At 62.9% G+C, this 24,627-nt stretch carries 24 protein-coding genes and 2 pseudogenes; 10 read left to right on the top strand and 16 right to left on the bottom strand.

All coding sequences use genetic code 11. The features are described from left to right. Positions 1-52: 52 nt before the first annotated feature. The 3 genes and pseudogenes from MKK49_RS23215 to MKK49_RS23225 all read right to left on the bottom strand — a co-directional run. Positions 53-351, bottom strand: a pseudogene (locus MKK49_RS23215) (transposase); the annotation flags it as partial. Positions 352-1,358: 1,007 nt separating this feature from the next. After that, positions 1,359-2,066 (bottom strand): class I SAM-dependent methyltransferase, encoded by a 708-nt coding sequence (locus tag MKK49_RS23220; RefSeq protein ID WP_244032361.1) that lies wholly within the window; start codon positions 2,064-2,066, stop codon positions 1,359-1,361. After that, the gene (locus tag MKK49_RS23225) at positions 2,056-2,520 is read right to left on the bottom strand and encodes an Rrf2 family transcriptional regulator (RefSeq protein ID WP_244032363.1); all 465 of its coding nucleotides are present in this window, start codon (positions 2,518-2,520) and stop codon (positions 2,056-2,058) included. The genes MKK49_RS23220 and MKK49_RS23225 overlap by 11 nt, the downstream gene beginning before the upstream one ends. Positions 2,521-2,672: 152 nt before the next feature. Here MKK49_RS23225 and MKK49_RS23230 point away from each other — a divergent pair, with 152 nt between their 5' ends. From MKK49_RS23230 to MKK49_RS23245, 4 genes are all read left to right on the top strand, one after another. Next, positions 2,673-3,242, top strand: a complete 570-nt coding sequence (locus tag MKK49_RS23230; protein WP_244032364.1) for a recombinase family protein — start codon at positions 2,673-2,675, stop codon at positions 3,240-3,242. A 274-nt stretch (positions 3,243-3,516) separates the two neighbouring features. Continuing rightward, complete coding sequence (locus MKK49_RS23235; protein WP_244032365.1) at positions 3,517-4,302, top strand: IclR family transcriptional regulator; 786 nt, start codon at positions 3,517-3,519, stop codon at positions 4,300-4,302. A 213-nt stretch (positions 4,303-4,515) separates the two neighbouring features. Then, positions 4,516-5,700 (top strand): aminotransferase class V-fold PLP-dependent enzyme, encoded by a 1,185-nt coding sequence (locus MKK49_RS23240; protein ID WP_244032366.1) that lies wholly within the window; start codon positions 4,516-4,518, stop codon positions 5,698-5,700. A 71-nt stretch (positions 5,701-5,771) separates the two neighbouring features. Then, positions 5,772-6,668, top strand: a complete 897-nt coding sequence (locus MKK49_RS23245) for an amino acid ABC transporter substrate-binding protein (RefSeq protein ID WP_244032367.1) — start codon at positions 5,772-5,774, stop codon at positions 6,666-6,668. A 204-nt stretch (positions 6,669-6,872) separates the two neighbouring features. Here the strand turns inward: MKK49_RS23245 and MKK49_RS23250 are convergent, their stop codons facing one another. The 3 genes from MKK49_RS23250 to MKK49_RS23260 all read right to left on the bottom strand — a co-directional run bounded on the left by MKK49_RS23250 (position 6,873) and on the right by MKK49_RS23260 (position 9,781). Next, entirely contained in the window at positions 6,873-8,627 is a 1,755-nt protein-coding gene (locus tag MKK49_RS23250; RefSeq protein WP_244032368.1) for a hypothetical protein, read from the bottom strand. A 141-nt stretch (positions 8,628-8,768) separates the two neighbouring features. Then, the gene (locus tag MKK49_RS23255; RefSeq protein ID WP_244032369.1) at positions 8,769-9,218 is read right to left on the bottom strand and encodes a superinfection immunity protein; all 450 of its coding nucleotides are present in this window, start codon (positions 9,216-9,218) and stop codon (positions 8,769-8,771) included. Then, positions 9,218-9,781 (bottom strand): DUF805 domain-containing protein, encoded by a 564-nt coding sequence (locus tag MKK49_RS23260; RefSeq protein ID WP_244032371.1) that lies wholly within the window; start codon positions 9,779-9,781, stop codon positions 9,218-9,220. The genes MKK49_RS23255 and MKK49_RS23260 overlap by 1 nt, the downstream gene beginning before the upstream one ends. A 158-nt stretch (positions 9,782-9,939) precedes the next feature. Between MKK49_RS23260 and MKK49_RS23265 the strand changes: the two genes are divergently transcribed. Then, positions 9,940-10,215, top strand: a complete 276-nt coding sequence (locus MKK49_RS23265) for a helix-turn-helix domain-containing protein (RefSeq protein ID WP_244032373.1) — start codon at positions 9,940-9,942, stop codon at positions 10,213-10,215. 414 nt (positions 10,216-10,629) lie between these two features. Here MKK49_RS23265 and MKK49_RS23270 read toward each other — a convergent pair whose 3' ends face one another. Together MKK49_RS23270 and MKK49_RS23275 are read right to left on the bottom strand one after the other, a co-directional pair. Further along, a complete protein-coding gene (locus tag MKK49_RS23270; protein WP_244032374.1) occupies positions 10,630-11,004 on the bottom strand; it encodes a DUF3768 domain-containing protein in 375 nt (124 codons plus the stop codon). Continuing rightward, entirely contained in the window at positions 11,001-11,657 is a 657-nt protein-coding gene (locus MKK49_RS23275; RefSeq protein WP_244032376.1) for a hypothetical protein, read from the bottom strand. The genes MKK49_RS23270 and MKK49_RS23275 overlap by 4 nt, the downstream gene beginning before the upstream one ends. Positions 11,658-12,213: 556 nt before the next feature. Here MKK49_RS23275 and MKK49_RS23280 point away from each other — a divergent pair. Both MKK49_RS23280 and MKK49_RS23285 read left to right on the top strand, forming a co-directional pair. Next, positions 12,214-12,870, top strand: coding sequence for a DUF47 domain-containing protein (locus MKK49_RS23280; protein WP_147818175.1), 657 nt, complete (start codon positions 12,214-12,216; stop codon positions 12,868-12,870). 5 nt (positions 12,871-12,875) lie between these two features. Then, on the top strand, positions 12,876-13,883 hold the full coding sequence (locus tag MKK49_RS23285; protein WP_147818176.1) for an inorganic phosphate transporter: 1,008 nt from the start codon (positions 12,876-12,878) through the stop codon (positions 13,881-13,883). Between the two features lie 112 nt (positions 13,884-13,995). On the opposite strand, the gene MKK49_RS23290 is transcribed toward MKK49_RS23285, so the two are convergent. The 5 genes and pseudogenes from MKK49_RS23290 to MKK49_RS23310 form a co-directional block, all read right to left on the bottom strand. Further along, positions 13,996-14,253, bottom strand: coding sequence for a hypothetical protein (locus tag MKK49_RS23290; RefSeq protein WP_244032378.1), 258 nt, complete (start codon positions 14,251-14,253; stop codon positions 13,996-13,998). Then, positions 14,253-14,525 (bottom strand): PepSY domain-containing protein, encoded by a 273-nt coding sequence (locus tag MKK49_RS23295; protein ID WP_409565129.1) that lies wholly within the window; start codon positions 14,523-14,525, stop codon positions 14,253-14,255. The genes MKK49_RS23290 and MKK49_RS23295 overlap by 1 nt, the downstream gene beginning before the upstream one ends. Before the next feature lie 77 nt (positions 14,526-14,602). Then, positions 14,603-15,286, bottom strand: a pseudogene (locus tag MKK49_RS23300) (MgtC/SapB family protein). A 354-nt stretch (positions 15,287-15,640) separates the two neighbouring features. Then, on the bottom strand, positions 15,641-18,028 hold the full coding sequence (locus tag MKK49_RS23305; protein ID WP_244032417.1) for a type IA DNA topoisomerase: 2,388 nt from the start codon (positions 18,026-18,028) through the stop codon (positions 15,641-15,643). Positions 18,029-18,046: 18 nt separating this feature from the next. Next, positions 18,047-18,292, bottom strand: coding sequence for a DUF1005 domain-containing protein (locus MKK49_RS23310; RefSeq protein WP_244032380.1), 246 nt, complete (start codon positions 18,290-18,292; stop codon positions 18,047-18,049). Positions 18,293-18,427: 135 nt separating this feature from the next. Here MKK49_RS23310 and dinB point away from each other — a divergent pair, with 135 nt between their 5' ends. Together dinB and MKK49_RS23320 are read left to right on the top strand one after the other, a co-directional pair. Then, positions 18,428-19,534 carry a DNA polymerase IV gene (gene dinB / locus MKK49_RS23315; protein WP_244032382.1) on the top strand — a complete coding sequence of 369 codons (1,107 nt, stop codon included), beginning with the start codon at positions 18,428-18,430 and terminating at the stop codon, positions 19,532-19,534. A 259-nt stretch (positions 19,535-19,793) separates the two neighbouring features. Beyond that, the gene (locus MKK49_RS23320; protein ID WP_244032386.1) at positions 19,794-22,055 is read left to right on the top strand and encodes a TonB-dependent siderophore receptor; all 2,262 of its coding nucleotides are present in this window, start codon (positions 19,794-19,796) and stop codon (positions 22,053-22,055) included. Between the two features lie 42 nt (positions 22,056-22,097). Here MKK49_RS23320 and MKK49_RS24870 read toward each other — a convergent pair whose 3' ends face one another. The 3 genes from MKK49_RS24870 to MKK49_RS23335 form a co-directional block, all read right to left on the bottom strand. Next, positions 22,098-22,505, bottom strand: coding sequence for a transposase (locus MKK49_RS24870; protein ID WP_409565130.1), 408 nt, complete (start codon positions 22,503-22,505; stop codon positions 22,098-22,100). A gap of 167 nt (positions 22,506-22,672) precedes the next feature. Next, positions 22,673-23,449, bottom strand: a complete 777-nt coding sequence (locus MKK49_RS23325; RefSeq protein ID WP_244032393.1) for an SDR family NAD(P)-dependent oxidoreductase — start codon at positions 23,447-23,449, stop codon at positions 22,673-22,675. A 273-nt stretch (positions 23,450-23,722) separates the two neighbouring features. Beyond that, positions 23,723-23,965 (bottom strand): hypothetical protein, encoded by a 243-nt coding sequence (locus MKK49_RS23335; protein ID WP_244032395.1) that lies wholly within the window; start codon positions 23,963-23,965, stop codon positions 23,723-23,725. Positions 23,966-24,314: 349 nt separating this feature from the next. Between MKK49_RS23335 and MKK49_RS23340 the strand changes: the two genes are divergently transcribed. Continuing rightward, positions 24,315-24,626: a hypothetical protein gene (locus MKK49_RS23340; protein ID WP_244032397.1), complete on the top strand. Its 312-nt coding sequence runs from the start codon at positions 24,315-24,317 to the stop codon at positions 24,624-24,626. The last annotated feature ends 1 nt before the right edge of the window (position 24,627 follow it).

A 24,627-nucleotide genomic window follows, 5' to 3' on the forward strand; every position in this document is an offset into this window, starting at 1 on the left:
GGCCAGCGAAGCGTTCGGACAAGCCATGCTAGACCACGTCGAAGTAGGCACCGGACCGGCGGCGAGCCGGGCTTAGAAGTTTCCCGAGGCCGCCTCCGTCAGAATCAGCTTCTCCAAGGTCAGGTCGGCGATCGCTCGATGAAGGCGCTGGTTCTCTGTCTCCAGGTACTTCAGCCGCTTGACCTGGTCACCCTTCAGACCGCCGTACTCGGAACGCCAGCGACAATACGTGACTTCCGTCACCTCGATGGACCGGATTGCTTCGGCAACCTTACGGCCCTGCGAGACCAAGACATCAACCTGACGCAGCTTGGCAACAATCTCTTCAGCCGTATGCTTCTTCCGTCCCATGACAACATCCTCCACATGGCTCAAAGCCATACCCCAGGGAGGACCACTTTTCAGGGGGCAGGCCATGCGCAAGAACTTCATTATGAACTCGCGGCAGCGATACTAAAGTCTGATCCCACAGCCGATCAAACTCAATCTGATGTGATACTACATCACCTGCGCCGGGCATTCACTTTTGGCGACCGGAACTATAGGGCTCAGTTCTGGTATGCGAGACAGTTATGTTTGTCTGGTCAAGCTGAAGATGCAAAACCTCTTTATGATCATTTTGCTGGCGTTAGTATGCCTTTTACCCAACGTATTAGGGTGCAGGGCACTGTTATGCAGACCTCTAAGGTCGTGAGGCGTTTTGCTGGACAGGTAAGGGTTTTTCGATCCACCTACGGTGTAGTTAGTGTAACATCACCTAGAATGATAGCTTACGCTCAGGGGGCGGACTTCCCAGTATCAGATCGCCCGTACTATACTGATACACCGATTTCTTTCGAGATTGGCTTCAATTATAAGGGGCCCGTTGCTCTTAATGTAAGGCATACATCAGATATATAAAGTTGCAATGTGATTCGCTTTTGAGGTAGTAATCTCCATTCACGCAGGGGTGCGATTTCACTTTCTGTAGACATCAGCAATCCCTTTAGCACTGTCGCATTCCAATGGCGCGAGCGGGAATGGACGATTCCAGGCCTGGAAAGCGTCAAGTACGTCGAGTTGCGCAATTCGATGGCCCCCTCGGGTGTCCCACCGGCACGCGTCATCACCAAAATTTTGCGCTGAAACGAGCTGGTGAACCCGGCAGAACTCGAACCTGTAAACAGACCGTTCTGAGCGGCTGGGCCGAACGTTTGGCTACGCTCGTTACCTTTATGAGTGCGCCGGTAGGGTATACCCCGGCGTGACGTCACTCCGTGAGCCTCGGCGACGTCACATCAGGGTGCTAAGCCTATTTGCTGTGACACCATCGGACGCAGCCCTAAGGCCCTGATGTGACGCTTTCCGACCAGCCGCTGCTACGCTCGGGCTACCCACCCGCGCCATGTGAACGCCGCGAAGAACAGGGCGACGTCCGAGAACCCGCCTGCGCTCAGGATGTTCGCGTCCTGCTCGGGCGAGAGTGTGGGCAGGTGAGCGCCGACCGCCGTGCGGGCTTTGTGAGCTTGCACACGATCCGAACCTGAGGCGACTGCATAGGACTCGTAGCGGTCGAGCCAGCGCGGGCGCTCATCCTCACCCTGCGGAAAACTACCGTGTGCCGCCACGAACGGCGCTCCTTGCTTCAAGCGCTGGTGAATCGCGCGGACCGTTGCTGCTCGCTCGGCAGGCTCGAGGAAGTGCAGGGTCAGAAGGCAGGCGGCAGCATCGAATGGACCTGAGGGCGCGTCGTCGATGTACCCTTCGACCAAGGTCACCCGGTCCATCAGAGGTCCTAGCACCCGCTCGGCTTCCTTCAGCATCTCCCGTGCGGGATCGATGCCGACGAAGGACCATGTGGGATGAGCCTCGGCGAGCGCTCGCAGTTCCAGGCCCCCGCCTGCGCCGAGCACCAGCACTCGCGCATTGGCCGGTGATCCTTCGGCGAGCAGGATGGCGGTCATCCGATGCAGCGCCTCGTAGCCCGGCACGAAGCGGCGCGGACCCTCGGCATAATGGGCGGCGGCCTGCGGATCGTTGAAGGCGGCGATGAAGTCCATGGCTTCCGGTTCGGCGCTACGCGACATCGGGTTGGGTCTCCTGGCTGCAAAGGCCACGCTTCGCCATGCGCGCGTGGAAATCGGCGCTGAGGCGGGCAAGGGTGACGTCGCCGAGCCGCTCGAGCAGAAGGCGCTCGGCATCCTCGAAAGCGGTGCCGAGCGCGGCGTTGACGGCTTGCTCGACGAGGCAGGTCGGCTCTTCGTTTCGGTGCCCCATCGTGAGGATCTCCGGCGAGCCAAGTGCGACGTAGACATCACGCAGGGACACGCGGTCGAGGTCGCAGACGAGCGTCCAGCCGCCGCCGTGGCCCTTCTCGGAAGCCACGAGCCTGAGATCGCGCAAGCCGCCCATCAGGCGGCGCACGACGACAGGGTTCGTGCCCATGACGGCGGCGAGCCGCTCGGACGTCACCGCACCCTCGAATTCGGCCATGTGCAGGAGGACATGCAGCACGCCCGACAATCGGCTATCCCGTCTCATGCAACAAATCATGTTGCATAACCGATACGACGTTAATCTGAGCACATCGCTTGGGAATGGCGGGGGCGAAGCTCTTCGAATGATGCCGACTTGACCGGACTATTTGCCGTTGCGCTACTCACTTCGGGCCTACCACCCTGAGGTGACACCCCATGGCCCGCATCGGTTACGCCCGCGTCAGCACACTCGATCAGGATCTCGACGGGCAGGTCGCCCGCCTGAAGGCCGAGGGCTGCGGGATCATACGCTCCGAGAAAGTGTCCGGTGGCTCCCGCGAAGGGCGAGCCGAATTGGAGACCATCCTCAGTTTCCTGCGCCCCGGCGACGAACTCGTGGTCACCCGATTGGATCGCCTCGGGCGCGACACCCGTGATGTGCTCAACCTGATTCATGAGGCCGAGGAGCGCGAGGCTTTCGTCACCGTGCTTGACCCGCATGTCTCGACTCGCGGCGAGATGGGGCACATCGTGCTGACCGTGCTCGGCATGGTGGCGCAGATGGAGCGGCGCTTCATCAAGGAGCGGCAGCGCGAGGGCATCGTGCGGGCCAAGGCCGAGGGCGTGTATCGGGGTGGCAGGCGCCGGCTCGATCACGCGCGTATCAAGGCGCTGCATGCGGCGGGCACAGGCCCGGCGGCGATTGCGCGCGAAATTGGGTGCTCGCGCATGCAGGTTTACCGGGTTTTACAGGAGGGACGAGAGGATGGCGCCCTGAACCCGTGAGTGTCGGCCGGCGCTTTGCCTTCGACATGAGATACCTTTCATGTTCACTTGCTCCACGGAGCGAAATGGATGGAGGCGGGACGACCCTCTTCAGGTTTTGCTTATGTGCTTCGTTTAGCCAGGATCCTGATCGACCTCGGTCCGCGCAGTCTACAGCATGCCTGGATCCCCCGGCGGGATATGTCCCGAATTTTTGGGGGTCGTTCGGCGCAGGCCTTCGAGAGCAATCTGGTGTAGGACGCAGCCGAGTTGCACTTACACGAAGGAATGGACTGTGGCCGACGATGTGGGCAGGTCACCGGCCGGTCCGTTGGACCGAGCCTTCGCGATCCTGACATTCATCGCTGAGCAGAAGAAGGCTCTCTCGGCGGCGGAGATCGCCGCCGCGCTCGCCCTACCGCTGCCGACAGCCCATCGTCTAATCGGCAATCTGGAACACCGGGGCCTGATCCAAAAGGCTCTTGGCACCAAGCGCTACGTCGTCGGCAGCAAACTCGTCACGCTCTCGGCCAAGACAATCGGAGCCGCGTTCCGCACTGTACGGCGGCAAGCAGTGCTGAGCGCGGTAGCTGATCGGATTGGCGAGCAATGCGAGATTGGTGTCGTGCGAGACGATGCCGTGATCTACGTCGATAGCGTCCGATCAAAGGAACACCAAGGCTTACAGTTCAATCCCGCCGACACCGCGCCCATGCATTGCACTTCGACGGGCAAAATTTACATGAGCCGATTGCCGGAGAAAACCAGGAATCGCTTGGCTCACTCCCTGGTCCTTAGTCGCTACACACCAACGACAATTATTGAGCCCAGCGAGTTGCTCGCCAGTCTCGAAGAAACGCGTCGCAGGGGGTGGGCCAAGACGAATGAGGAGTTCGTTCGTGGTGTCGTGGGCTGCGCCGTGCCGATTGTCTCACCGGCGGGCGACCTCATTGCTTGCCTGGGTGTGTCGGTGCCAGTAGCGCGCGTCGGCTTTGAAGGGCTCGATGCTTTCATCGGTCCTCTTCAAGAGGCAGCAGCCCTCCTCTCCGAAACGATCCTTCAAGACAACGAAGATATCTAAAATTCTCATTTTTCGGAATGAAATCTCTCGTATTTCGAGTTAGCACCTCGACGCTTGGTGTCTGTCGTGTATCTTTGCTGCACGCAACTGATGCGACCAAATCTTAATCAGTACGCATAGTTAAACAGCACATAGACACTGAGATTGGCAAATAAGTCTCCTGGCTCCGGCCGGCGCGAATGCTTTGCCGTGTCCGTGTCGCAGGAGGCGACTATGAGCCAGTATTATGACGTTGACGCTGTCCGTCAGAATTTTCCATCCGTCGAGCACATCGTCTACCTTGATAGCGGCTTCCAGACCCCGCTCTCTCGGCCCGTGAAGGAAGCCTACGAGCGCTTCCTACAAGAAGGCTTCGAGACGGCAGGTCCCAAGCAGATTTGGCTCAACCGGTTGGAAGAGACCCGCGTCAAAGTTGCTACCCTCCTCGGAGCCAAGCCCCATGAAATCGCCTTCACGAAGAACACTTCGGAAAGCATGAACATCGCCGCCAACGCGCTGCCGCTGCGGACCGGTGACAAGGTTCTGATGATCGATGGGGATCATCCCAACAACGCTTACGCCTTCCTCAACCTTCAGAAGAAGGGCGTGGAGATCGTCTTCATCCCAATGACCGAGGTCGTGAACGCCGAGAGCTTTCGGCCCTACATTGATGAGCGGACGCGGGCGATTTCCATGTCCCACGTCACCTTCCATGCTGGTCACCGGTTCGACGTGGAGAGTGTCGGCGACCTCTGCGCGCAGCGCGACCTCTACTTCATCGTGGACGTGATGCAGGGCATCGGCGTCGTGCCTATCGACGCCAAGGCGATGAAAGCCACCTTCATTGGTTCTGGCACGCACAAGGGACTGTTGGTGCCCCAAGGGCTCGGTCTACTCTACTGGGACGCGACGCGGATCGAGTTGGAGCCGGCTTATCTGGCGGCGGCGAGCCTTGCCACCCCACCGGCGGATTTCATAGCGAGAGCGGATAATATGGGCCTGCCTGCCACCGCCGGGCGGTTCGAACTCGGCAACTTCAACCTGCCGGCCATCCAAGGTCTTGGCGCTGCGCTCGATCTCATCGAAGCGGTCGGGATCGAGAATATCCAGAACCACTGCTTCGATCTCGGTGACTACCTGATCGAACGTCTCGACGGGCTCGACGTTGGCTTGGTCGGCCCGCGCGAGCGCGAGCATCGTGCGCCGCACATCTATGTCATCGCCCTGCCGGCAGCGGACTGGCTCGATTACTTCACCCGCACCGGCATCCGGGTTTCACCCGAGCGGGACGGCATCCGGGTGTCTCTTGGCATGTTCAACACCCCGGCCGACATCGACCGGCTGGTCGAGGCCGTCCGCGCGAGGAACGCGCCGGCCACGCCGCAAGCTCGCACCGCCGTCCTATCGAAGCTCGGGTAGCCCGACGCAGGGCGCCCCCTTTTGAGAAACGGCGCCCGGAACAGACCGCCTTCATCGAGAGGAGATAACCCATGTTCCCAGGTCGCGTTTTCACACGGGTGTCCTGCGCACTCGCACTCGGCCTCACGGCCACCGAGGCGTCGGCGGATAGCTCCACGCTCGCCAAGATCAAGCAGGCTGGCAGCGTGACACTCGGGTATCGCGAGGCTTCGGTCCCGTTCTCGTACCTTGGCAAGGACCAGAAGCCGACCGGCTTCTCCCTCGATCTGTGCGCCGAGGTTATCGACAGGATCAAGGCCGACCTCAAGCTCGATAAGCTCGACGTTAAACTTCAGCCGGTGGACTCCTCCAATCGCATTCCGCTCATCCAGAACGGAACCATCGATATGGAATGCGGGGCGACTTCGAGCAGCGCCGCCCGGCTGAAGCAGGTATCCTTCACGGTAGCGATCTTCGTCTCCTCTGCGCGGTGGCTGACCAAAGTCTCGTTGGGCATCCAAGACGTTAAGGGCCTCGACGGTAAGGCCGTCGTCGTCACGCAGGGCTCGAATGCCACCAACTTCGCGTTCGGCATCAAGGGCAAGGGCGGCACCTTCAACATCATGCAGGGCAAGGACCATGGCGAGTCCATGCTCACGCTCCAGAGCGGGCGCGCGGCGGCCTTCATGGAGGACGATATCCTGCTTGCCAGCTTGAAGGCCCGCACGCCTGATCCGGCCGCGTTCGCCTTCCTGCCCGAAACCTACGCCCTGGTGCCCTATGGACTGATGCTGCCGAAGGGCGACGCGGAGTTCAAGGCGCTCGCGGACGGCGTTCTGAAGGGCATGATGGCGTCGGGCGCCTTCACCAAGCTCTACGCCAAGTGGTTCGAAAGCCCGATCCCACCCAACGGCGATAATCTGAACTTCCCAATGCCTGATGCCTTGAAGGAGCGCGTCGCACATCCAAGTGACTCGGTCGATTTCTGACCGATACTAGTTGGAAGAGGCTACACAGCCCCTTCCGCAAACCTGCTAAATTCTGGAAATTAAGCACGCAGTTGGATCACACGCTTTTTTATGGAGCTGGAATATTTGTCATCCGCTTAATCGAACTTCCACGCTTTATCGTGCATGTATATTTAGGCTGGTGTTTGTTGCAGCCGCAGCATATCCAGTAGGCGCGGAGTACGATCACCGACACCTTACCCACCTCGACGCAGTCCTTCCACTGCCAAGCGTAAGGCCATCACGGGTCAGCGTGTAGGTTTCCATCCCGAAGAAATCGAGTAGTTCGGGATCGTTGATCCGATGCGTCCCATCGACTTCCCAAGCGCGCGGTCCGACCCGCCGCACCGCGTTGACCCGCTGGGCGTACTCGAACGTTCGATTGCCGGTGCGCTCCTGTGGGGAGATGATAAGGGTCTCATTCCCTTCGTAGTCGGGGGCGTTGCGCTGCGGATCGGCGCAGGCCCGGCGGCTGTCGAACCAGCGGCCCCTAAGCTCGCGTGGGAAGGCAGCCTGCGGATCGCGGTAGACGAGCCCGAACGATATGGCTGGGTCAACAGCGGGACACAGGGCATTGAAGGATGTCCTAACGAGTGCCTCACCCGACCTCGTCGAGCCATCCAACCATTCGCCGCTGGCCAGATCGCGGTAGACCATCACGCGATGCGCATCGGCGTGGATGTCCGGTGATGCGTCGCCGGGGCGTTCAAGAAGGCCGTACCGCCGGTCGTTCAGGGCCAGCCGCCGCGTCGAACAATCGGCGGTGCCCTTCAGCGTTTCGTCCGGATCGGACAGGCATGAGTTTTTCGCTTCCTGCTGATGCTCATCCCACTGCGCGTTGCAGAACGCGCGACGTTCACGGGGGCCGGATCGGAATTGGCTCACAGCCGCGCTGGTCCCCTGGCCGCGCAACTCTATGGCCACCAGCGGCACGGAACGGTCTTCGCTAATCTTCAGGTCCGACAACTGCCCCGTGTCGCGCAAGGGTGGGAAGTAGGTGATGGTGGGGAAGGCGTCGGCGCTGGCCCAGCCCAAGGACAGGATGGGGTGCTCGACCGCAACAAGCATCGAGGGGACGTTCGGCATCGCCTTTGGCTTGAGCACGTTGCCGCCGATCACAACCCGGCACCCCGGTTCGGCCTGAAGGGCCGTACGGTAGGGCTCGCCCGGCGGCATGGCGTGCACCAGCTCGTGGGCGGCACGGTCGCTGCAGAACAGCGTGGCAGCCGCTGTCACGCACCATGTGTCGGGCTTGCACCAGCCACGGGCGGCGGGGCTCGGGTAGGGTTGCAGGCTGATGCCGACGAAGTCCGCCCGCGCTGCATGGTAGGACGATTGGTAGGGCGGACGGCCACCGAACATGTTGGCCAGCGTCACCGAACCGTTCGCCACCCCCGTCACCTCGCCGACGTTGCCCCGACTCATGCGTAGGCATTTCGCCGCCGACTTTGCCTCCGGCGTCGGCAGTGAGAGGTTCTCGGCCGAGGGGCAAATCCAGATCGGTGGCCCCGCCCGAACGACACAGAAACCGGGCTGGTCACACCCCGCAGCAGACCCCGCACCACCCGGCGCGAATATGCCGACCGGCATGTAGCCGAGGTGCTTGCCGCCCTCGGACAGATAGACGATCCCCCTCGCCCGCGTCGCCTCGGTCGTAACGGGCCGCCCCGGCGGCACGGTCTGACAGGTCTGTTCGCGCACGAAATCGGCACCGACCTCACTACCCTTCACCGGCCCCACCGTGACAATCCTCTCGGCCCCGGCATGATCGCAGGCGAAGACGGGGGCGGCGAAGGTGCAGGTCTGCCCGACCGTGCAGCGGGCCGTCGCGGCATCAGGGGCGCCAGTCGGGATTGTTGATTCAGCCGCCCACACTGTGCCGCTGGCGAGAATGGCGCCGAGGGCGAAGCCACCGGCCCATCCTCTGAGGTGACCGTGCATCCCGTGCGACTCGTGCGGGCCTGAGGAATTCACACCGGGAGTGCTTGGAGGAACGGTCATCAGAAGTCCTTCCGCATGCTGCGACTGTCGGGGGGACGCCGGCGGCAAACTGCTACGAACGTCAGGGCGAGGCGGGGCCGGTCAGCGCACGCGCTGAAGCACCGATGCCTTCAGGCTGGCGAACTCGGCCTCGTTGAGATGCCCGGTGCCGCGAAGCCGGCCGAGCCGTTCGAGGTCCGCCACCGCCATGCTCGCGCTCAAGGGGGCACCGTTCATGAACGCATCGCGCTCGGCTGGCCCCGTGCCGGCCCCGATCAGGCTCACCCGCTGCACGTCGTTGACGAACAGGTTCAGGCCCGATTCGCCGCCGTGCGAGCCGTCCGCCTGCTCGGTCCGATGGGCGGCATTGAACGCCCAAACCAGCGCGCCGGCCCAGCCGATGCCGGTGGCGCCGAGGAAAACGTTGATCGCCGTGATCAGCCAGCGATTGGGATGCCGCCGCCGAAAGGCGATGATCGTCGGCAGCAGGTAGAAGGCCCAGCCCAGCGGAACCAGCGCCAGCATGAAGAGCCCAACGGCTTGCTCGCTCATTAGCCGGCCCGCGCCATGACCTGCGCCTTCATCACTGCGAATTCAGCCTCGGATAGGCTGCCGGTGCGATGCAGCTCCGCCAGCCGCTCCAACTCGCCGATGACGTTCACGGGGGCGCTGGTAGCCATGGAGCCGGTGGTGGCCGGGGGCGGCGCAGCCTGCGAAGGACGCACGGGTTGCTGCGGCTGTGTGGCGTCGGCTGCGGCGGGGTCGAGCGGGTCGGCGCCGTAGCGGTTCGGCCCGCGTACGCCGCGCGGCAGCACGAGAAGCAGAACGACGAAGCCGAGCACCGGCACGAGGTTGAGCAGGGTGAACCAGCCTGACCAGTCGAGGTCGTGCAGGCGGCGCGCCGTGACCGCCAGCACCGGCAGGATGTGCACCAGGATGACGAGGTGGACGAACAGCATCGAGGAGCCGGTGCCGTCATCGAGCAGGGCCCTGTCCATACCCCCTGCCACTAGGATCAGCAGGAACAGTCCGCCGAACACCTCGAAGAACTCGACCCGGGGCGACCGTCCCTGGAAGCGGGCGTAGCCCCGCATTGCCTTCAGGTACCAGCGCATGGGTGTAATCTCCGTCGTTCGGGCTTGGTGGAAGGTTTGGAGGTTGGAGGCGTCGGCGGCGCTCGCTCGACAGCCCAGATCATCGGGACGATCCAAGCGATAAATGAGGGACTGCCAGACCGTCGATTGTCAAGCCGCCGATCTGGCCTTGTGCGGTCATGGACGCGCGGGCAATCATCGGCTGGAATCTGCGGCGGCTGCGCGTCGCACAAGGGCTCTCGCAAGAGCGGCTCGCCCTGGCCTCGGGCATCGACCGGGCGTATGTCGGCCGCGTCGAGCGAGGCTCCGAGAACGTCACGATCACGACGCTCGAAGCGATGGCGACGGCGCTGTCCGTACCGGTCGCCGAACTGCTCACGGCCCCCGAGCCGGGGGCAGCCCAGCCGATGCCGTTGCGTGCCGGTCGGCGGCCTCGCAATCCGCCGGGGGATTGATCGGCCTGCCGGATCGATCACAGCCCCGCCCCTATCTTAAGATGGGGGACGACCCGTATGAGTAGGCCCCAGGCCGCGTCTCTGACGGCTCGGGTGTTTGGGTCGATGTCGTGTGTGTTGAGATCGCGCGAGATCAACAGCCGCAACAAAGTGTCGGCGAGGTCCGGCGCGGCGGCCATCAAACGGGCGTCAGCAAGGCGGTAAATACCGCCCGCGAGGTGAGGGCTGTCGGCCACCTCAGCCGCCGGGCGAACCTGCCGGATAAGGTCATGACCGCCGCTCGACCCTGCGTTCGTCGCGACTTCAAACTCGCCTATCGCTGTCGCGGATGGAGCTTCGGGCTCGGCCACCCCCCGCATTAGCCATGGACCCGGTGTCGGAATATCGGCGGGAGCGAGTCTGCGCCCAGCCACGTCAGGCCTCATCCGCGCGCATGATGGTGAGCACGCGGGTCGTCATTGCAGTGTCAGCGGGGTCGGGGGAATGCCCGGTCATGGCTCGATTGAAAGTGTCGATCCGCCACAACCAGCGCATGCCCACGAGATCGATGGCACCGAAGTCGTGCTCGCCATGCGGATCGTTGTCGGCGTCGAAGTCCTTGAACACACGCACCGCCAGACGCAGGGCAATGCGGTCCGCGTCAGGGAGTGCGACGACGGCCGGTGTTTCGACGACGCCCCCACCGGTGAAGCTTCGCCGGAAGGCGTCGTTCAGGGCACTGATCGAGCCTGCGCCGCGCCGCGCCGCAGACTGCTCCTTCCCTCGTTGATTGGAGGCCGGCCCCTTCACGACGGATCAACCCTGATGGGCTCGCCAGGGTGCAGCAGCGCGAGTTCGCTGACGTGGCGTGTAAACTCCGGCTCCAGGGGCCAGTCGCGCCATGAAAGGACGTAATTTAAATCGGCCTTGGTGAAACGGACGACAGCCTCGAACCAGCCCTCCTGTGGCCCGCCGGTCGTGGCCAATACCAGGGCGCCCACGCAAATGTCAGCCCACTCAGCAGGCCGCTTGTATGCTCCGCCAGCGCCTCCAGGCGTATCACCGCCGCCTTGGCCGCCTTTCGGTGCGGGAGGGTTGCCTGCGGCTTTCGATGCGGCCTTCGGCGAGGGCGGCGTATCGGGGAGGCCGGCAGCTTCGAGCAGACTGGCGTAGGTCTGCTTCGATGCATACGGAACGAAGGCAAGACCACTTTTCTGGAAGATTTTTCCGGAAGCCAAGCTGCTGGCCAGCGCGTGGTGGGCCTCGGTGACCCGCATGGTCCTGAAGCCCATCAGCGTGGCGGCCCGCTCGGCGGCGGGGATGTCGCTGGGGCCGAACAAGCTGGCGTGGGGCCGGCCCGCTTCGTCACGCCCCATCACGACCAGTCCGGCCGGTTCGCTCAGACAGGGCATGGGGCTGGGTGGGGGGACTGAGGCGGTGGTTGAGGCAACGTTGAGGTTCATCGCGAGGCTCCAGAAACGACGAAGGCGGCCCGGAGGCCGCCTTGTATGGGGAAGGATGTGATGGACCGAGGCCCGATTGGTTGACCGGTTGGTTTGGGGGGCAGCATGAGGAGCGTCCTGATGTTCGCGGCAATACCGACGATGCCAATACCTACCGGACTTTATTCCTATTTGCAACCCCGGATTGTCGAAGGGTGGGGTTTGGGGCGAGTTTGACTGGTGACATGGCTTCTGATTCCGACCGATCAGGGGAGCCACCACGAAAATGCTGAGGTCAAATATGTACCTCCTTGATCGTGCAAACGTCCAAGTTGGGTGGATAGAGGACCCTAACCCTTCGCCTTGAAGCAGACGTTCCGTCTCTGACCCAACATGGCTGCAGGAACCTGCTGGGGTCATCCGCCAAAGAGGGCACCGTCATGAGCGCGTGCCGGCAAAGAAGTTGGTCAACATTTCGACGCGCATTGGAACGCCTCAGCTTGGTCTCGTGTTTTGCTGCCACGCACGCGGCCAACGGCAATCCGGCTCAGCGTCACGGTCACCCGAGGCTCGTTCGATGCTTGGCTGGTTTCGCGCCCTGATGCCGCGGGAGGACCGCTTCTTCGATCTCTTCGCGCGCCACTCCCAGACTTTGGTCGCCGGCGCGGAAGCTCTCCAGGGCGTGCTACAGGGCGGTGCCGAGGTTCCACGCTACTGCCAAGTGATCGTTGACCGTGAGCAGGAGGCGGACGCGATCGCCGCCGAGGTCCTGCTTGCGGTGCGCCTCAGCTTCATCACCCCCTTCGACCGCGGCGACATCAAGGATCTGATCCAATCGATGGACGACGCCATCGACCAGATGAACAAGACCGTGAAGGCGGTTCAACTCTACGAGCTGCGCGACTTCACCCCCCTGATGCGCTCCATGGGCGAGACGGTGATCGAGGCGGCCCGTCTCACGGCCGAAGCCGTGCCGCTGCTCAATGCGGTGGGCAGGCATGCCGGACGCATCAACCAGCTCACGGAGGCGATCACCCAGATCGAGGGCCACTCGGACGCGCTGGAGGAGCAGGGCCTGAAGGCGCTCTATCAGGCGCATCGCCGCGATGGCGGAGACGGCGACGCGATGGCCTACATGATCGGCGCGGAGATCTATGGGCACCTGGAGGACGTCGTTGACCGCTTCGAGGACGTCGCCAACGAAATCAGCGGCATCGTGATCGAGAACGTGTGACCGCCATGGAGGTCACAACCCTCGCCCTGCCTTACCTCGTCGCCCTGATCGGGGTGGCTTTGATCTTCGACTTCCTCAACGGGTTGCACGATGCAGCCAACTCCATCGCCACCATCGTGTCGACGCGGGTTCTACGGCCGCAATATGCGGTGCTCTGGGCGGCGTTCTTCAACTTCATCGCTTTCCTGTTCTTTGGCCTGCACGTGGCCGAGACGCTGGGGACCGGCATCGTCGATGCCGGCATCGTCGATCCGCAGGTGATCCTCAGCGCTCTCGTCGGCGCCATCGTGTGGAACGTCGTCACCTGGGTGTTCGGCATCCCGTCGAGCAGCTCGCACGCGCTCGTCGGCGGTCTCGTCGGGGCGGGCGTCAGCAAGGCGGGCCTCGGCGTCGTGGTCTGGTCGGGCCTGGGCAAGACGGTCGCAGCCATCGTGCTGTCGCCGCTCATCGGCTTCGTCCTGGCGCTCGTTCTCGTGCTCGTCGTGTCCTGGAGTTGCGTGCGGGCGACCCCGTTCGGCGTGGACAGGACCTTTCGCCTGCTGCAGTTCGTCTCCGCCTCACTTTACTCGCTTGGGCACGGCGGCAACGATGCGCAGAAGACCATGGGCATTATCGCGGTGCTGCTCTACTCGCAGGGCCAGCTCACCGGCGACTTCCACGTACCGCTCTGGGTGGTTCTCGCGTGCCAATCCGCGATGGCGCTGGGCACGCTGTCGGGCGGCTGGCGCATCGTGCATACGATGGGATCGCGGATCACCCGGCTGAACCCGACGCAGGGCTTCTGCGCCGAGACGGGAGGGGCCATCACTCTGTTCCTGGCGACGTGGCTTGGCGTGCCAGTCTCGACGACCCACACGATCACGGGCGCGATCATCGGGGTTGGCGCGGCGCGGCGGACCTCGGCAGTGCGTTGGGGCCTTGCAGGCAACATCGTCGTCGCCTGGGTCGTCACCCTACCGGCTGCGGCGGGCATTTCGGCGGCTTGCTACGCGCTGACACGGCTTCTGACTTAAAATGCCAATCGCGTGGGGCGGTACATGAGCGAAGTGGAGGATTAGCCTCCCGCTCCAAAGCAGAGATCCCTCGATCTGCTCAACCTGCTGCTGATCGACTTGAACGCGGCGATCAGACTAGCCGTATCTCGCCTGCCTTGAGACCGAGGCGTCGGGCCAAGTCCCGCGAGAGAGCACCAACGACCTCGATACCCATGCCCTCCGTCGTCAACTCGTTCAACTGCGCGAGCGCGGCCTCGGCCGAAGGGGCAAACAGAGCGTAGATGCGAGGCAAGTCGCGCTTGTGGCGCACGGCGATCAGGTACGCCGTGCGCCTACCTTTCTTGCCAGTCTGGACCTCTCCGGGAGCTGGGCGCGCGACCTTGTCCATCAATCCTTGTCAGGCTTTTCCTTGGTGATGGCGCCGGTCCTGGGATCGACGTGGAACTCCATCTTCACGCCGTTCTTCAGGCCTTCGCCCTCCCAGTGCCCGTCATCGGCCTCCAACTCAGTGATGCTAGAGTAACCTGCATCCATCAGCTTCTGCTTGACCTGCTCGGCGGGCATCCAGTCCGCCCCCGGCTTGTCCTCCTTCGCGAGGACCGGGCCGGCGAAACCCAGCGCCATGGCCAGGACGAGCGGTACGAGTGTTCCAAATTTCATTAGCCGCCTCCAATTCTACGATGCCGGACAACGGTTCGTATAGACAGTGGTTGCGCGCCCGCTGGCCTATCAGATGGCTACAGAGGACCCTCAACGTTCTCGACACTGGCGACACCGGGGCGTGCTCGCAGCGCCTGAGCAAGTTCTGTCACTGACTGACGTGACAGCCGCGCGAACGAGATCAAAATCTCGTCCTGTCCCGGATCGGCGGCCGGCTGTACGATGAACTGGCGGATGCGCGAGGTATGCTGCCCGGCGATCTCCTGCAGGGTATTGAACGTGATTGTTCCTGTCTCGGCCAGCACACGAAGCGGCTGGACACGGAGCCGGTTGTGGTAGCGCTCCTGAAGAGATTTGAGTCCGGCGAGGATTGCCAGGAGGATGGCGGTCGTGGCGATGCCGGCAACGTAGAGGCCACTGCCGACCGCAAGGCCGATGGCAGCGACCGCCCACAGGCTCGCCGCCGTTGTGAGCCCTTTGACGACCTCGCCGCGAAGCAGGATCGTCCCAGCTCCGAGAAATCCGATACCTGACACGACCTGCGCCGCGATACGCGAAGGATCGAGGACGACGTTGGGCGCGCCAAGCGCATCGCTGAAGCCGTAGGCCGAGACGATGACGATGAGTCAGGCGCCGACCCCGACAAGCATGTGCGTTCGCAGGCCTGCGGCCCAGAGCAACCGTTCGCGCTTTACCCCAATCAAGCCGCTGAGGACAGCGGCGAGCATCAGGCGGCTCAGAATTTCAAGATTGCTGATCATGTTTCCCGTTGCACATGCCAAACGTCCCTCGGAAGATCCTGCGCTAGGATCACACGGTCAAGCATGCGACGGCAGCTGCTCCAGATAGGCGCGGCTGCTTTTCGGAAACTATCTGCCAGAGCTGACAGCCGAAAATCTACCGGCGCAGACTTAGGTCATCCTCGCTAGCCTGCCGTGAAGCGGACTTCCTGAAGGCCCGAGAAGGGTCGAAAGCGGATGCTGAGTGCTTTGGAATCACATTGCGCGATGACGTGTTTGGCCACGTTTCCCTCAGCCAATCCGAAGCGGGTGCGGGGGAGGACGCTACAGCGCCAAAATGCTGTGTGAAGGCGCAACTTCGTCGGGGACCGGCCACTACGGAGTCTGACGACGAATATTGGGGTTCCGTTTCGCCGCCCTCGTCCCGTGTCGAACTGGTTCATCCGTCGAGGGCTTGTCCGTCCGCTTCATCCGCTGCGATTTCCCGACTGGTGTTCGAGCCGCCGGCGCACCCGCATCAAGAAAACGACGGCAGGCGTCGAAGTTTGCCTCGACCTCGGGTGGACAGGCTTTGCCCTGCTGCTCCGCCATGCGTCGGGCATAGCGTACCATGGCTTCGCTGGGAGCCCGAACCGCATTCGGCTCGCCCCCCTGCTCCTGCTGCGATGCTCGCTGTCCCGCTTGGCTATCGAGGAAGGTCCGGCATACCTGCATGCTGGTTTTGCAACCGCGTGGTAGCCGCACGCCAACGCGCTTGGCCAGAGAGACCGCGAACGACACCATGGCGGGGGTCGGGGGCCGGTCATCACCACCGCCCTTGGGAGGGCTCAGGCTCGGATCGAGTTCGATGACGCTTGCATTCGAGATCGCCCTGATCAGGTCGTTCAGGCGAGTGCGGGTGCGCTCCTGAAAAGCGCCGGCACGACGTTGGGCCTCGGCCCGGTTGGGGGCCTGCCCGATCTCGGCCAGATCGGCTTCGAACAAGGCTCGCCCGACCGGATCGCCGTAGGTGGGAAACACCTGCCTCACCGCCGCGATGAAGGCGAGCCCGACGCCCGTCACCTCAATAGCCGGATCCTTGCCGGTTCCGAGCGAAATGTAGTGGCTTTTCAGCAGCTTCGGCAGGATCGAGTCGCGGGTCGCAGCCGTTCCGAGCCCCTTTGGCTCGTTCGGGTTGACCGGGTTCTCTAATGCCCGTTTCGCTTCGGGATCCTCGACCTGATCGATGAGACGACCCATGACCACCGGCAGTTCGCCGCGAGTGATGCGTCGGGGCGGCTCTGTGACGGACGTCGTGATCTCGGCGGCACTTGCCGATGCGGCCTCGCCATCCCGCACAGGAGGTAAGCGGACGAGTGGGGCTTCCTGATCGCGCCGCGCCTTGCCCGGTACGACATCGGCCTCGGTGTCGGCCTCGCTGCCGTAGACGGCCCGCCAACCGGGATCGCGCACGACGCTGCCGCTCACCGAGAAATGCTTGGCGCCCAGCGACATCGAGACATCCGCCGAGATGCCGGTACGGGCATCGATACCGTCGGGCAGGTGCGCGGCAAGGTAAGCCTTGGCGACAAGTTCGTATAGGCGGAACTGCTCACTCGTCAGGCGCTCGCGGGCCGGCACCTTGCGGAGGGGGACGATGGCGTGATGCTCGCCGGGGTCCTTGACGTAATGCCCCTTGGCACCCCGGCGGATCACCGGCCGGAAGCTCCCCGGGAACAGGTTGGAGAGTTCGGGCAACACACCCGTGACGGCGGTCACGATGGCAGCCGCGTCGCCGGTCTGGCCCTCGGGCAGATACTCGGACTCGGTGCGCGGGTAGCTGAGATAGCCTTGGTCGTAGAGTTCTTGTGCCAGCGCGGCCGTGTGTTGCGGGTCCCAGCCGAATCGCTTGGCACAGCGTCGTGCCAGTGTGTCCTTCGAGAACAGGCGCGGTGGGAGACGCCGCACGTCCTTCTGTTCGACCCTCAAGGGTCCCGACCACGTCGCCGCCGCCTGCCTGATCGCTTCGGCGATGTCCGGATCGAGGATGCGCTCCTTCGGAGCGTGCCAGAGGGTCAGGGCCGCGCCAGTCTCGGTGGCGAGATGCATCCCGATCTTGAAGAAGTCCTGGGGGACGAAGGCGCGAATGCGATCCTCGAGATTGGCCAGAATGGCGAGCGTCGGGGTCTGTACGCCGCCGAAGCGCCAGGGTTCGCGAAAGGCGGGCGGTCGCAGCCGCAGGGAGATCGCGCGGGTGCCATTTAGGCCGAGGAGATAATCCTCGTACTGCCGACAGAGGGCTTCGAGGTAGGCGGCGTAGTCCTGATCCCCCGACGCAGGCTCTTTCGCCAGGGCTGCGAAGGCACGACGGATCGAGACATCGTCGAGAGCGCCAAGCTTCAGTCGATCCGTACGCCCGCGCCATCCGAGGTGCTCCAGCACCTCCCAGGCGATCATCGAACCCTCGCGACCGGGATCGGTGGCGATGATCACGCGCTCGACCCCCTGGAGCGCCTGACGGATGGCGGCGAGTTTCGGCGCGTGCGACTGCCCCGAGCGGTTCTGGCCGCAACTGACCGGAATGGTGTCGAGGACGATGGGCAGCGCGTCGAAGCGCCATGGCTTCCACTCGGGCCGGATGCTTCCCGGCTCCTCGGCCGTCAGCAGGTGCCCTTCGGCGGCAACGCAGACGGTGCTCGGCGAGCGGAAGAACCGCTGAAGCTGACGCATCGCCGAAGGCTTCTCGAAGAAGAAGAGCGTGCGGCCAGTGTTCGGGGCGGGCATGGCCAACGCGCGCCATTCTCAAGCTGACTGAGAGGCGCCACCGGCCTGCGATACGAAGGGCTGCACCAACACCCGACGACCGCTCAGATCGTGCACGGTGACGCTCCACTCCGACCAGTCCTCCTGATCGTCGAGTTCGCCCATCACGCTTTCAGCGACCTCCGAAGCCCGACACGTCAGGCGTTCGGGGCGCCGGACCTCCCTGCCGACGGCATCGAGGACGAAGGCGTGGCCATTGGTGGCGTGAAAGCGGTAGCGGGCCATGATCTGCAAATCCCCTTCGCGGCAGCTTCCAGAAACGCCTCAGTTCGCGTTATGTTCTATATGAGGACAGCCGGTGGAAAAGGGCAAGGCGGCGGGTCGGTGCGCAGCGCGTCGCACGGTGGTTCAGGGGCCGGAATGCCGAGCGAGACAGCACCCACGACCGAACCCGGCGCCCTCGTTCGGAAGATCATCCATATCGACATGGATGCGTTCTACGCCTCCGTCGAGCAGCGCGATGACCCGGCCATGCGTGGGCGCCCCCTGGCGGTCGGTGGATCACGAGAACGCGGCGTTGTCGCGGCGGCGAGCTACGAGGCGCGGGTGTTCGGCGTGCGCTCGGCGATGCCCTCGGTCACGGCCCGTCGGCTCTGCCCCGATCTCGTGTTCGCGAAGCCGCGCTTCGAGGTCTACAAGGCGATCTCCGCCGAGATCCAGGCCGTGTTCGCGGAGCATACCCCGATCATCGAGCCGGTATCCCTCGATGAGGCCTACCTCGACGTTACCGAGAACCTCCAGGGGCTGCCAACTGCTACGGAGGTTGCCCGCGCCATTCGAGCGGAGATCCTGGCACGCACCGGCCTCGTGGCCTCGGCGGGCGTCTCCTACAACAAGTTCCTGTCGAAGGTTGCCTCGGACTACAAGAAGCCCGACGCCCTGTTCGTCATCACCCCGGCCATGGGACCGGCTTTCGTCGAAGCCCTACCCATCGGACGCTTCCACGGAGTCGGGCCGGTGACGGAGGCCAAGATGAAGCGCCTCGGCATCCTAACCGGCGGAGACCTCAAGGCGCGTTCGTTCACCGAGTTGCAGACCATGTTTGGCAGTTCAAGCGGCTATTACTACAGCGTCGCCCGGGGCATCGACGAGCGTCCGGTACGGGCACATCGCATCCGCAAGTCGGTGGGGGCGGAGAACACCTTCTCGGAGGACACGACCGAGTTCGCCGTTCTCACCGAGCGGTTGCATCCGATCCTCGACAAGGTCTGGACGGTCTGCACGAGCAAGGGCATCACCGGCCGCACCGTCACCCTGAAGGTCAAGTTCTCGGACTTCGAGCAGATCACGCGGGCGCGCTCCCTCACCCGACCGGTGGAGAGCCGCGAATCGCTCGCACAGATTAGCCTTGGCCTCCTGCGCGACGTATTTCCCCTGCGCCGCAGGGTGCGACTGATCGGGGTGTCGCTATCCGGCCTGCACCATGGAACGGGCGAAGAGCCGCGTCAGCTTGGCCTTGCCCTGTAGCTGACGGAGCGTGAGACAGGCGCCGCTATGGCCTAGGTAACTCTCTAGCCGCCCGCTTGCGCTTCTGCGTGTCCGCCCAGGCGTTGCAGAACTGTCACAGGAGGGGATTCGCTCTGAAGGAGCCCTTGTGATCGGCTGCGCATGAACGTAGCGAGAGGAACGAAAAAGCCCAACGACCACAGTAGTTTATAGCTTCTAAAAACTGCGCTTTCCAATCCTTGAAGGCGTGTCTAAGTGCGGGCATTGCAGAGCTATTCTCATGAAGCCGATTCCGTTCGTTCTGTTTGATCGTCCTCGCCACGCCGTCGCCCTCGCCGCGCTGGCGGGCGTATCCGTCTTGAGTCTCGTCGTTTGTGCGGCTGCCCAGGAAGCGACTTCGCCACGACGCGGCGTGTCCAATCCTCCCGCCGAGGCGAGCGTCCAGCTTCAGGAATTGAACATTCAGGGAACTGGGCGGGGGGTCGGTAATGGTCAGGATGGGGGCGCTGCGGTCCGCGCCATCGAAAGCCCGACCGGACCGGTCTCCGGTTACGTGGCAACGCGGTCAGCGACCGCCACAAAGACCAACACCCCACTAATCGAAACGCCGCAGTCCATCAGCGTGGTCGGCCGGGAGCAGATCGACGCGCAGAAGGCGCAAACCCTGACGCAGGCGACGCAGTACGTCCCCGGTCTTTTCTCGGGCACGTTCGGCGCTGATTCGCGCATCGACTACTTCAACCTGCGTGGCTTCGTTGCCAGCGACTACGGCCTCTACCGCGACGGCTTGCAACTACTGAACTATGGGTTCGGCTACTTCAAGGTCGATACGTTCGGCCTGGAGCGCATCGAAGTGCTCCGCGGACCTGCCGCTGTGCTCTTCGGCGCAGGTACGCCCGGCGGTCTCATCAACCAAGTTTCCAAGCGCCCGACGGTCGATCCGCTCCGCTATGTTGAGGTAGGCGGCGGCTCCTTCGGCCAGGGCTATGCCGCCTTTGATCTTAGTGGTCCCGCAGACGATTCTGGCCACTGGTTCTATCGTCTGACCGGCATTGGCCATACGGGCGGAACACAGGTCGATGGCGCACCGGATGATCGTGTCTACATTGCGCCGGCTTTCACCTACAAGCCGGATGGGGCCACGAAATTCACGTTCTTGTCGAGCTACCAGCACGACAACACGGCGGTGACTTCGAACTTCCTGCCTTACTCCGGCACGGTCCGGCCGAACCTCAGTGGCCTGCGTATCCCACGCTCCCTGAACGTAGGTGATATCGGCCTGAACACCTTCCGGCGTGATCAAGCCTTCGTCGGGTATGAGTTCGAGCATGCATTCAATGAGACCTGGACCATCCGTCAAAACCTCCGGTACTCGTTCCTTGAAAGCTTCCAGAATTCCTATATCGGCCAAATCGGATACAGCGATCCGGCGACGGAGACGCGCCTCGCCCGTTATCAATTCCGTGATAGCGCAAAGGTTGGCCTGTTCCAGGTCGATAATCAGGCCGAAGCCCGTTTCTCGGACGGGTTCTTCCGGCACGACCTGCTGATGGGCTTGGACTACAAGAACTATCAGCTCCACGACAACCAAGCCTCAACGTTCCCTGGTCCCGACATTAGCATTCGATTCCCCATCTATGGGCAGCGGGTCGCCAGCCCGCTCCCGTACCTAATCAATGCTGATACCTTCGAGCAGACAGGTCTCTATGCCCAGGATCAGATCAAGCTAACAGACCGCCTTACGCTGGTTGTCGGCGGCCGAGGGGATTTTGCGAACAATCTTGTTCGCGACCTGCTCAATCCTGCGAACACCAATGGCCGTAGTGATAGCGCCTTCACTTATCGCACGGCGTTGATCTACAACTACGATTTCGGGCTTGCGCCCTACATCAGCTACTCGACATCCTTCCAGCCCCAGATTGGGTCGGACGCCAACAACGTCGCCTTTAAGCCTGAGACCGGCAATCAAATCGAGGGTGGCGTCAAGTTCGAGCCGCCCGGCGCGGGCTACTTCCTGACCCTCGCTGGCTTCGATATCCACCGCTCGAACGTGCTGACCCCGGTCCCGGGAACATTCTTCCAGTCACAGATCGGCCAAGTCCGTTCGACCGGTTTCGAAGCACAGTTCACCGCCTCCTTGGCGGAAGGCCTCAACGCGGTTGCAGCTTTCACGGTCTTTGGTCTGACCGTCGAGAAGAGTGCAGACACGGCCACCATCGGCAAAGTTCCTGTTGCCACACCGGACAACTTCGCTTCGCTGTTCCTCGATTACACCATTCCCACTGGTGATTTCCGCGGCTTCGGTTTCGGCGGCGGCGTGCGCTATTTCGGTCGATCCTACGCTGACACGCTCAACACGTCCCGAGTGCCGGATTACGTGCTGTTCGATGCGCAAGTGCACTACAATTGGGAGAACTGGCGTCTGGCCGTCAATGCGACCAACATCGGTGATCGCCGCTTCGTCTCGTCCTGCAACGCCGTCAACTCGTGTTTCTACGGAGATGCCCGCCGGGTGATCGCGAGCCTCGCCTACAAGTGGTGAGTTTAGTTGCAGCGGAGGAAGGCCCTGGGTTAGCCAGGGCCTTCAGTTTTCTGTCTCACTCGCGGTCCGAGCGGTTCGCTCCGAAAGCCATTTTCGATTGGTTTGACGCCAGCCCTGGTCAATCTTCCGGCCATGCCGAGCTGGCCGGGAGAGACTGATCGCGATGGGGTCGAGGGCTCGTGCCTCTCGCGTCCATCCGGCATCAGCTAGGGCCAGAAGCATCGGCGTCCAAAAAGGCCGATGTCTCCAACGCCGAAAAATCTGGTAGACCGTGCTCTGCGACCCGTATGCCTTCGGGCAATCAGCCCACCGACGATCATTGAGTAGGACGTACAGGATGCCCGACAGAGTTCTGCGCTCGTCAGCGCGGATGGAGCTTGTGCTGGGGATGAATAATTCGAACACCGCCCACTGATCGTCGGAGATCCAATACAAAACCTCGTCAGTCATGGGGGCCTCGTGTGTAGAAATCGAAATACGACTAACCAACTCGCTTGTTCACGTTGCCGATAGGCCGTTGATGACGACGTATCAAGAGCTTCGATCCTGGAATCATTTTCGCAAGGTTCGAGAACTGAGCACGGCGTTGTCACGACCGCCCATTGCCCATGGCCTTGTCACCAGGGCACGGTCTGACCCTGGTAGTCGAGGAACACGCAGCCGCCCCTGACGCCCTGGTCGAGGCAACGCTCCAGCACTGCAACCATGCCTCGGACACTGGTTTCAACGTCGAGGGTGGCGCGTCTGCCGCCAAGGTCGGTTCGGACCCACCCTGGATGCATCAGGATCACGCTCCAACTTGCCTTGCTGTGCTGTCCGGCAAACGAGCGGGACAGCGTATTCAAGGCGGCCTTGCTGGCCCGGTAGCTACTCCAGCCACCCCCTTGGTTCAGTGAGACGCTGCCGAGCTTGGACGTCATGAAGGCGATCACACCGCCCACGGCGACACGTTTGTGAAGACTCTCGGCAACGCGGATCGGGCTGATGGCATTGGTCTGAAACACCTGCCCCGCGACCTCGCGCGACATCTGACCGGCCGGCGTACCGGCTTGCGTGGCCACGCCTGCCACCACGAAAACCAAATGGAAGGCTGGCTCGCCACTGAGACCGGCGCGCAAAGCCGCGATAGCTGCATCATCGTCGATGTCGATCTGGGTGACGATGCGTAGGCAGCCGGCCTTTTCACCCCCTGCCAGTTCGCTCAGCGCAGCGGATGGCCGACGGACGGTGGCGGTAACCTGCCATCCGCGTTCCAGCAGGCGGGCAACGAGACCAAGTCCGAGCCCACGCGATGCGCCAACGATGAGGGCACGACGGCTTCGCGCCGCCTCCGACTGAGGCTCGCTATTTTTGCTCACGCAGTGACAAGGAGGGCATTCGCGATTGCCGCCCATTCCTCATCGAGTGATGCATCGGCTGCGGGTCTGCGAGCCTGCCGATACCAATACGCTGCGTTCTCTGCGTCACCTTCTACCCGGTGCAGATAGGCGTGGACCCAGGCCGCGTCGGCTCCAGGCTCTTCCTGAACGAGGGCATGAGCGCGGTCCCACTCACACTTGCCGGCCCATCACAGGGCCGCAAGCGTAGCCGAGAGGTTCGGGTCAGGCTTCTTGTCGGCAAGTGAGGCGCGGAATTGCTCAGAATTCATCATCACCTCCCAAGCCCACCTATCGCTCAGCGCGCAGGCTTTTGACAAAGCGCCGCGCAACCTCCCGCACGGCTTCGTCGTCACGCTCACCATCCGGCCCCTTATCCCAAAGATGGTCGAGGCTGGCATCAAGTGCATCGAGGAGCTCGGGGTGGCGCTGCGCGACGAAGCGGATGGTCCCGAATAGCAAGTGCTCGATGGCCATCTCACGGCGCCGAGCATCGACGATTTGCAGGGCGGGATCAGTCGATTTCTGGGTCATGGCGGTCCAACCGGCCGACGCCGATGCGGGTTCGGCATGCTTTGTCGCCATGATGCCGCATCAGGCTGTCCAGCACGGCAGGTGGCCGCACGATGCTCCTCCTACCCATCGGCGAAACATAGCTTGACGGTCGAGCCATTTTCCTCTGTTCTTGTTTCGTTCTGATTGGGGCGGAAGGCGATGCAGGCGACTGAAATGGCTGAGATGGCCGCCTTGAGCGACGCCGAGGTTACTACCATGGCCTACGTCGAGGCCGCCGGTGGCGACATCGATCTGGCGCTAAGTTGGGCTATCGGTGACCTGCTGGCTAGCGAAGAGCGATTCGCGGAAGCCCTACGATCCGTGTCGCATGGCTTCGTACGAGGCCAACTTTCGCAAGCTGCTGCTGCCTGATATGGAGCGCTTGTGCGATCTGCGGGTGGGCCGCATCACCATCACCTGCTCGCCTTGTGACCGTCGCGGCGTCTACGCTTTGAATCGGCTGCGACAGCGATTTGGCGCGCATGCCAGCGTACTGGACGTCTACCTCCACCTGACGCAAACCTGCCGATGGCAGCGAGAGGTCGGCAGTCGGGCACCCAACGTCTACGGCATCGGGTGCAGAGCGAAGCTCGACACCGTCGGCATGCCAAAGCCGGGCGGCCTGCCGTCGAGGACATGAA

The organism is Methylobacterium sp. J-090, from assembly GCF_022829345.1.
Taxonomy (GTDB): Bacteria; Pseudomonadota; Alphaproteobacteria; order Rhizobiales; family Beijerinckiaceae; genus Methylobacterium.

Coding starts and splice junctions, on each gene's coding strand:
- MKK49_RS23220 (WP_244032361.1), bottom strand. CDS start 2,066: ATGTCGCGTAGCGCCGAACCGGAAGCCATGGACTTCATCGCCGCCTTC.
- MKK49_RS23225 (WP_244032363.1), bottom strand. CDS start 2,520: ATGAGACGGGATAGCCGATTGTCGGGCGTGCTGCATGTCCTCCTGCAC.
- MKK49_RS23230 (WP_244032364.1), top strand. CDS start 2,673: ATGGCCCGCATCGGTTACGCCCGCGTCAGCACACTCGATCAGGATCTC.
- MKK49_RS23240 (WP_244032366.1), top strand. CDS start 4,516: ATGAGCCAGTATTATGACGTTGACGCTGTCCGTCAGAATTTTCCATCC.
- MKK49_RS23245 (WP_244032367.1), top strand. CDS start 5,772: ATGTTCCCAGGTCGCGTTTTCACACGGGTGTCCTGCGCACTCGCACTC.
- MKK49_RS23250 (WP_244032368.1), bottom strand. CDS start 8,627: ATGCACGGTCACCTCAGAGGATGGGCCGGTGGCTTCGCCCTCGGCGCC.
- MKK49_RS23255 (WP_244032369.1), bottom strand. CDS start 9,218: ATGAGCGAGCAAGCCGTTGGGCTCTTCATGCTGGCGCTGGTTCCGCTG.
- MKK49_RS23260 (WP_244032371.1), bottom strand. CDS start 9,781: ATGCGCTGGTACCTGAAGGCAATGCGGGGCTACGCCCGCTTCCAGGGA.
- MKK49_RS23265 (WP_244032373.1), top strand. CDS start 9,940: ATGGACGCGCGGGCAATCATCGGCTGGAATCTGCGGCGGCTGCGCGTC.
- MKK49_RS23275 (WP_244032376.1), bottom strand. CDS start 11,657: ATGAACCTCAACGTTGCCTCAACCACCGCCTCAGTCCCCCCACCCAGC.
- MKK49_RS23280 (WP_147818175.1), top strand. CDS start 12,214: ATGCTTGGCTGGTTTCGCGCCCTGATGCCGCGGGAGGACCGCTTCTTC.
- MKK49_RS23285 (WP_147818176.1), top strand. CDS start 12,876: ATGGAGGTCACAACCCTCGCCCTGCCTTACCTCGTCGCCCTGATCGGG.
- MKK49_RS23290 (WP_244032378.1), bottom strand. CDS start 14,253: ATGGACAAGGTCGCGCGCCCAGCTCCCGGAGAGGTCCAGACTGGCAAG.
- MKK49_RS23295 (WP_409565129.1), bottom strand. CDS start 14,525: ATGAAATTTGGAACACTCGTACCGCTCGTCCTGGCCATGGCGCTGGGT.
- MKK49_RS23305 (WP_244032417.1), bottom strand. CDS start 18,028: ATGCCCGCCCCGAACACTGGCCGCACGCTCTTCTTCTTCGAGAAGCCT.
- MKK49_RS23310 (WP_244032380.1), bottom strand. CDS start 18,292: ATGGCCCGCTACCGCTTTCACGCCACCAATGGCCACGCCTTCGTCCTC.
- dinB (WP_244032382.1), top strand. CDS start 18,428: ATGCCGAGCGAGACAGCACCCACGACCGAACCCGGCGCCCTCGTTCGG.
- MKK49_RS23320 (WP_244032386.1), top strand. CDS start 19,794: ATGAAGCCGATTCCGTTCGTTCTGTTTGATCGTCCTCGCCACGCCGTC.
- MKK49_RS24870 (WP_409565130.1), bottom strand. CDS start 22,505: ATGACTGACGAGGTTTTGTATTGGATCTCCGACGATCAGTGGGCGGTG.
- MKK49_RS23325 (WP_244032393.1), bottom strand. CDS start 23,449: ATGGGCGGCAATCGCGAATGCCCTCCTTGTCACTGCGTGAGCAAAAAT.
- MKK49_RS23335 (WP_244032395.1), bottom strand. CDS start 23,965: ATGACCCAGAAATCGACTGATCCCGCCCTGCAAATCGTCGATGCTCGG.
- MKK49_RS23340 (WP_244032397.1), top strand. CDS start 24,315: ATGGCTTCGTACGAGGCCAACTTTCGCAAGCTGCTGCTGCCTGATATG.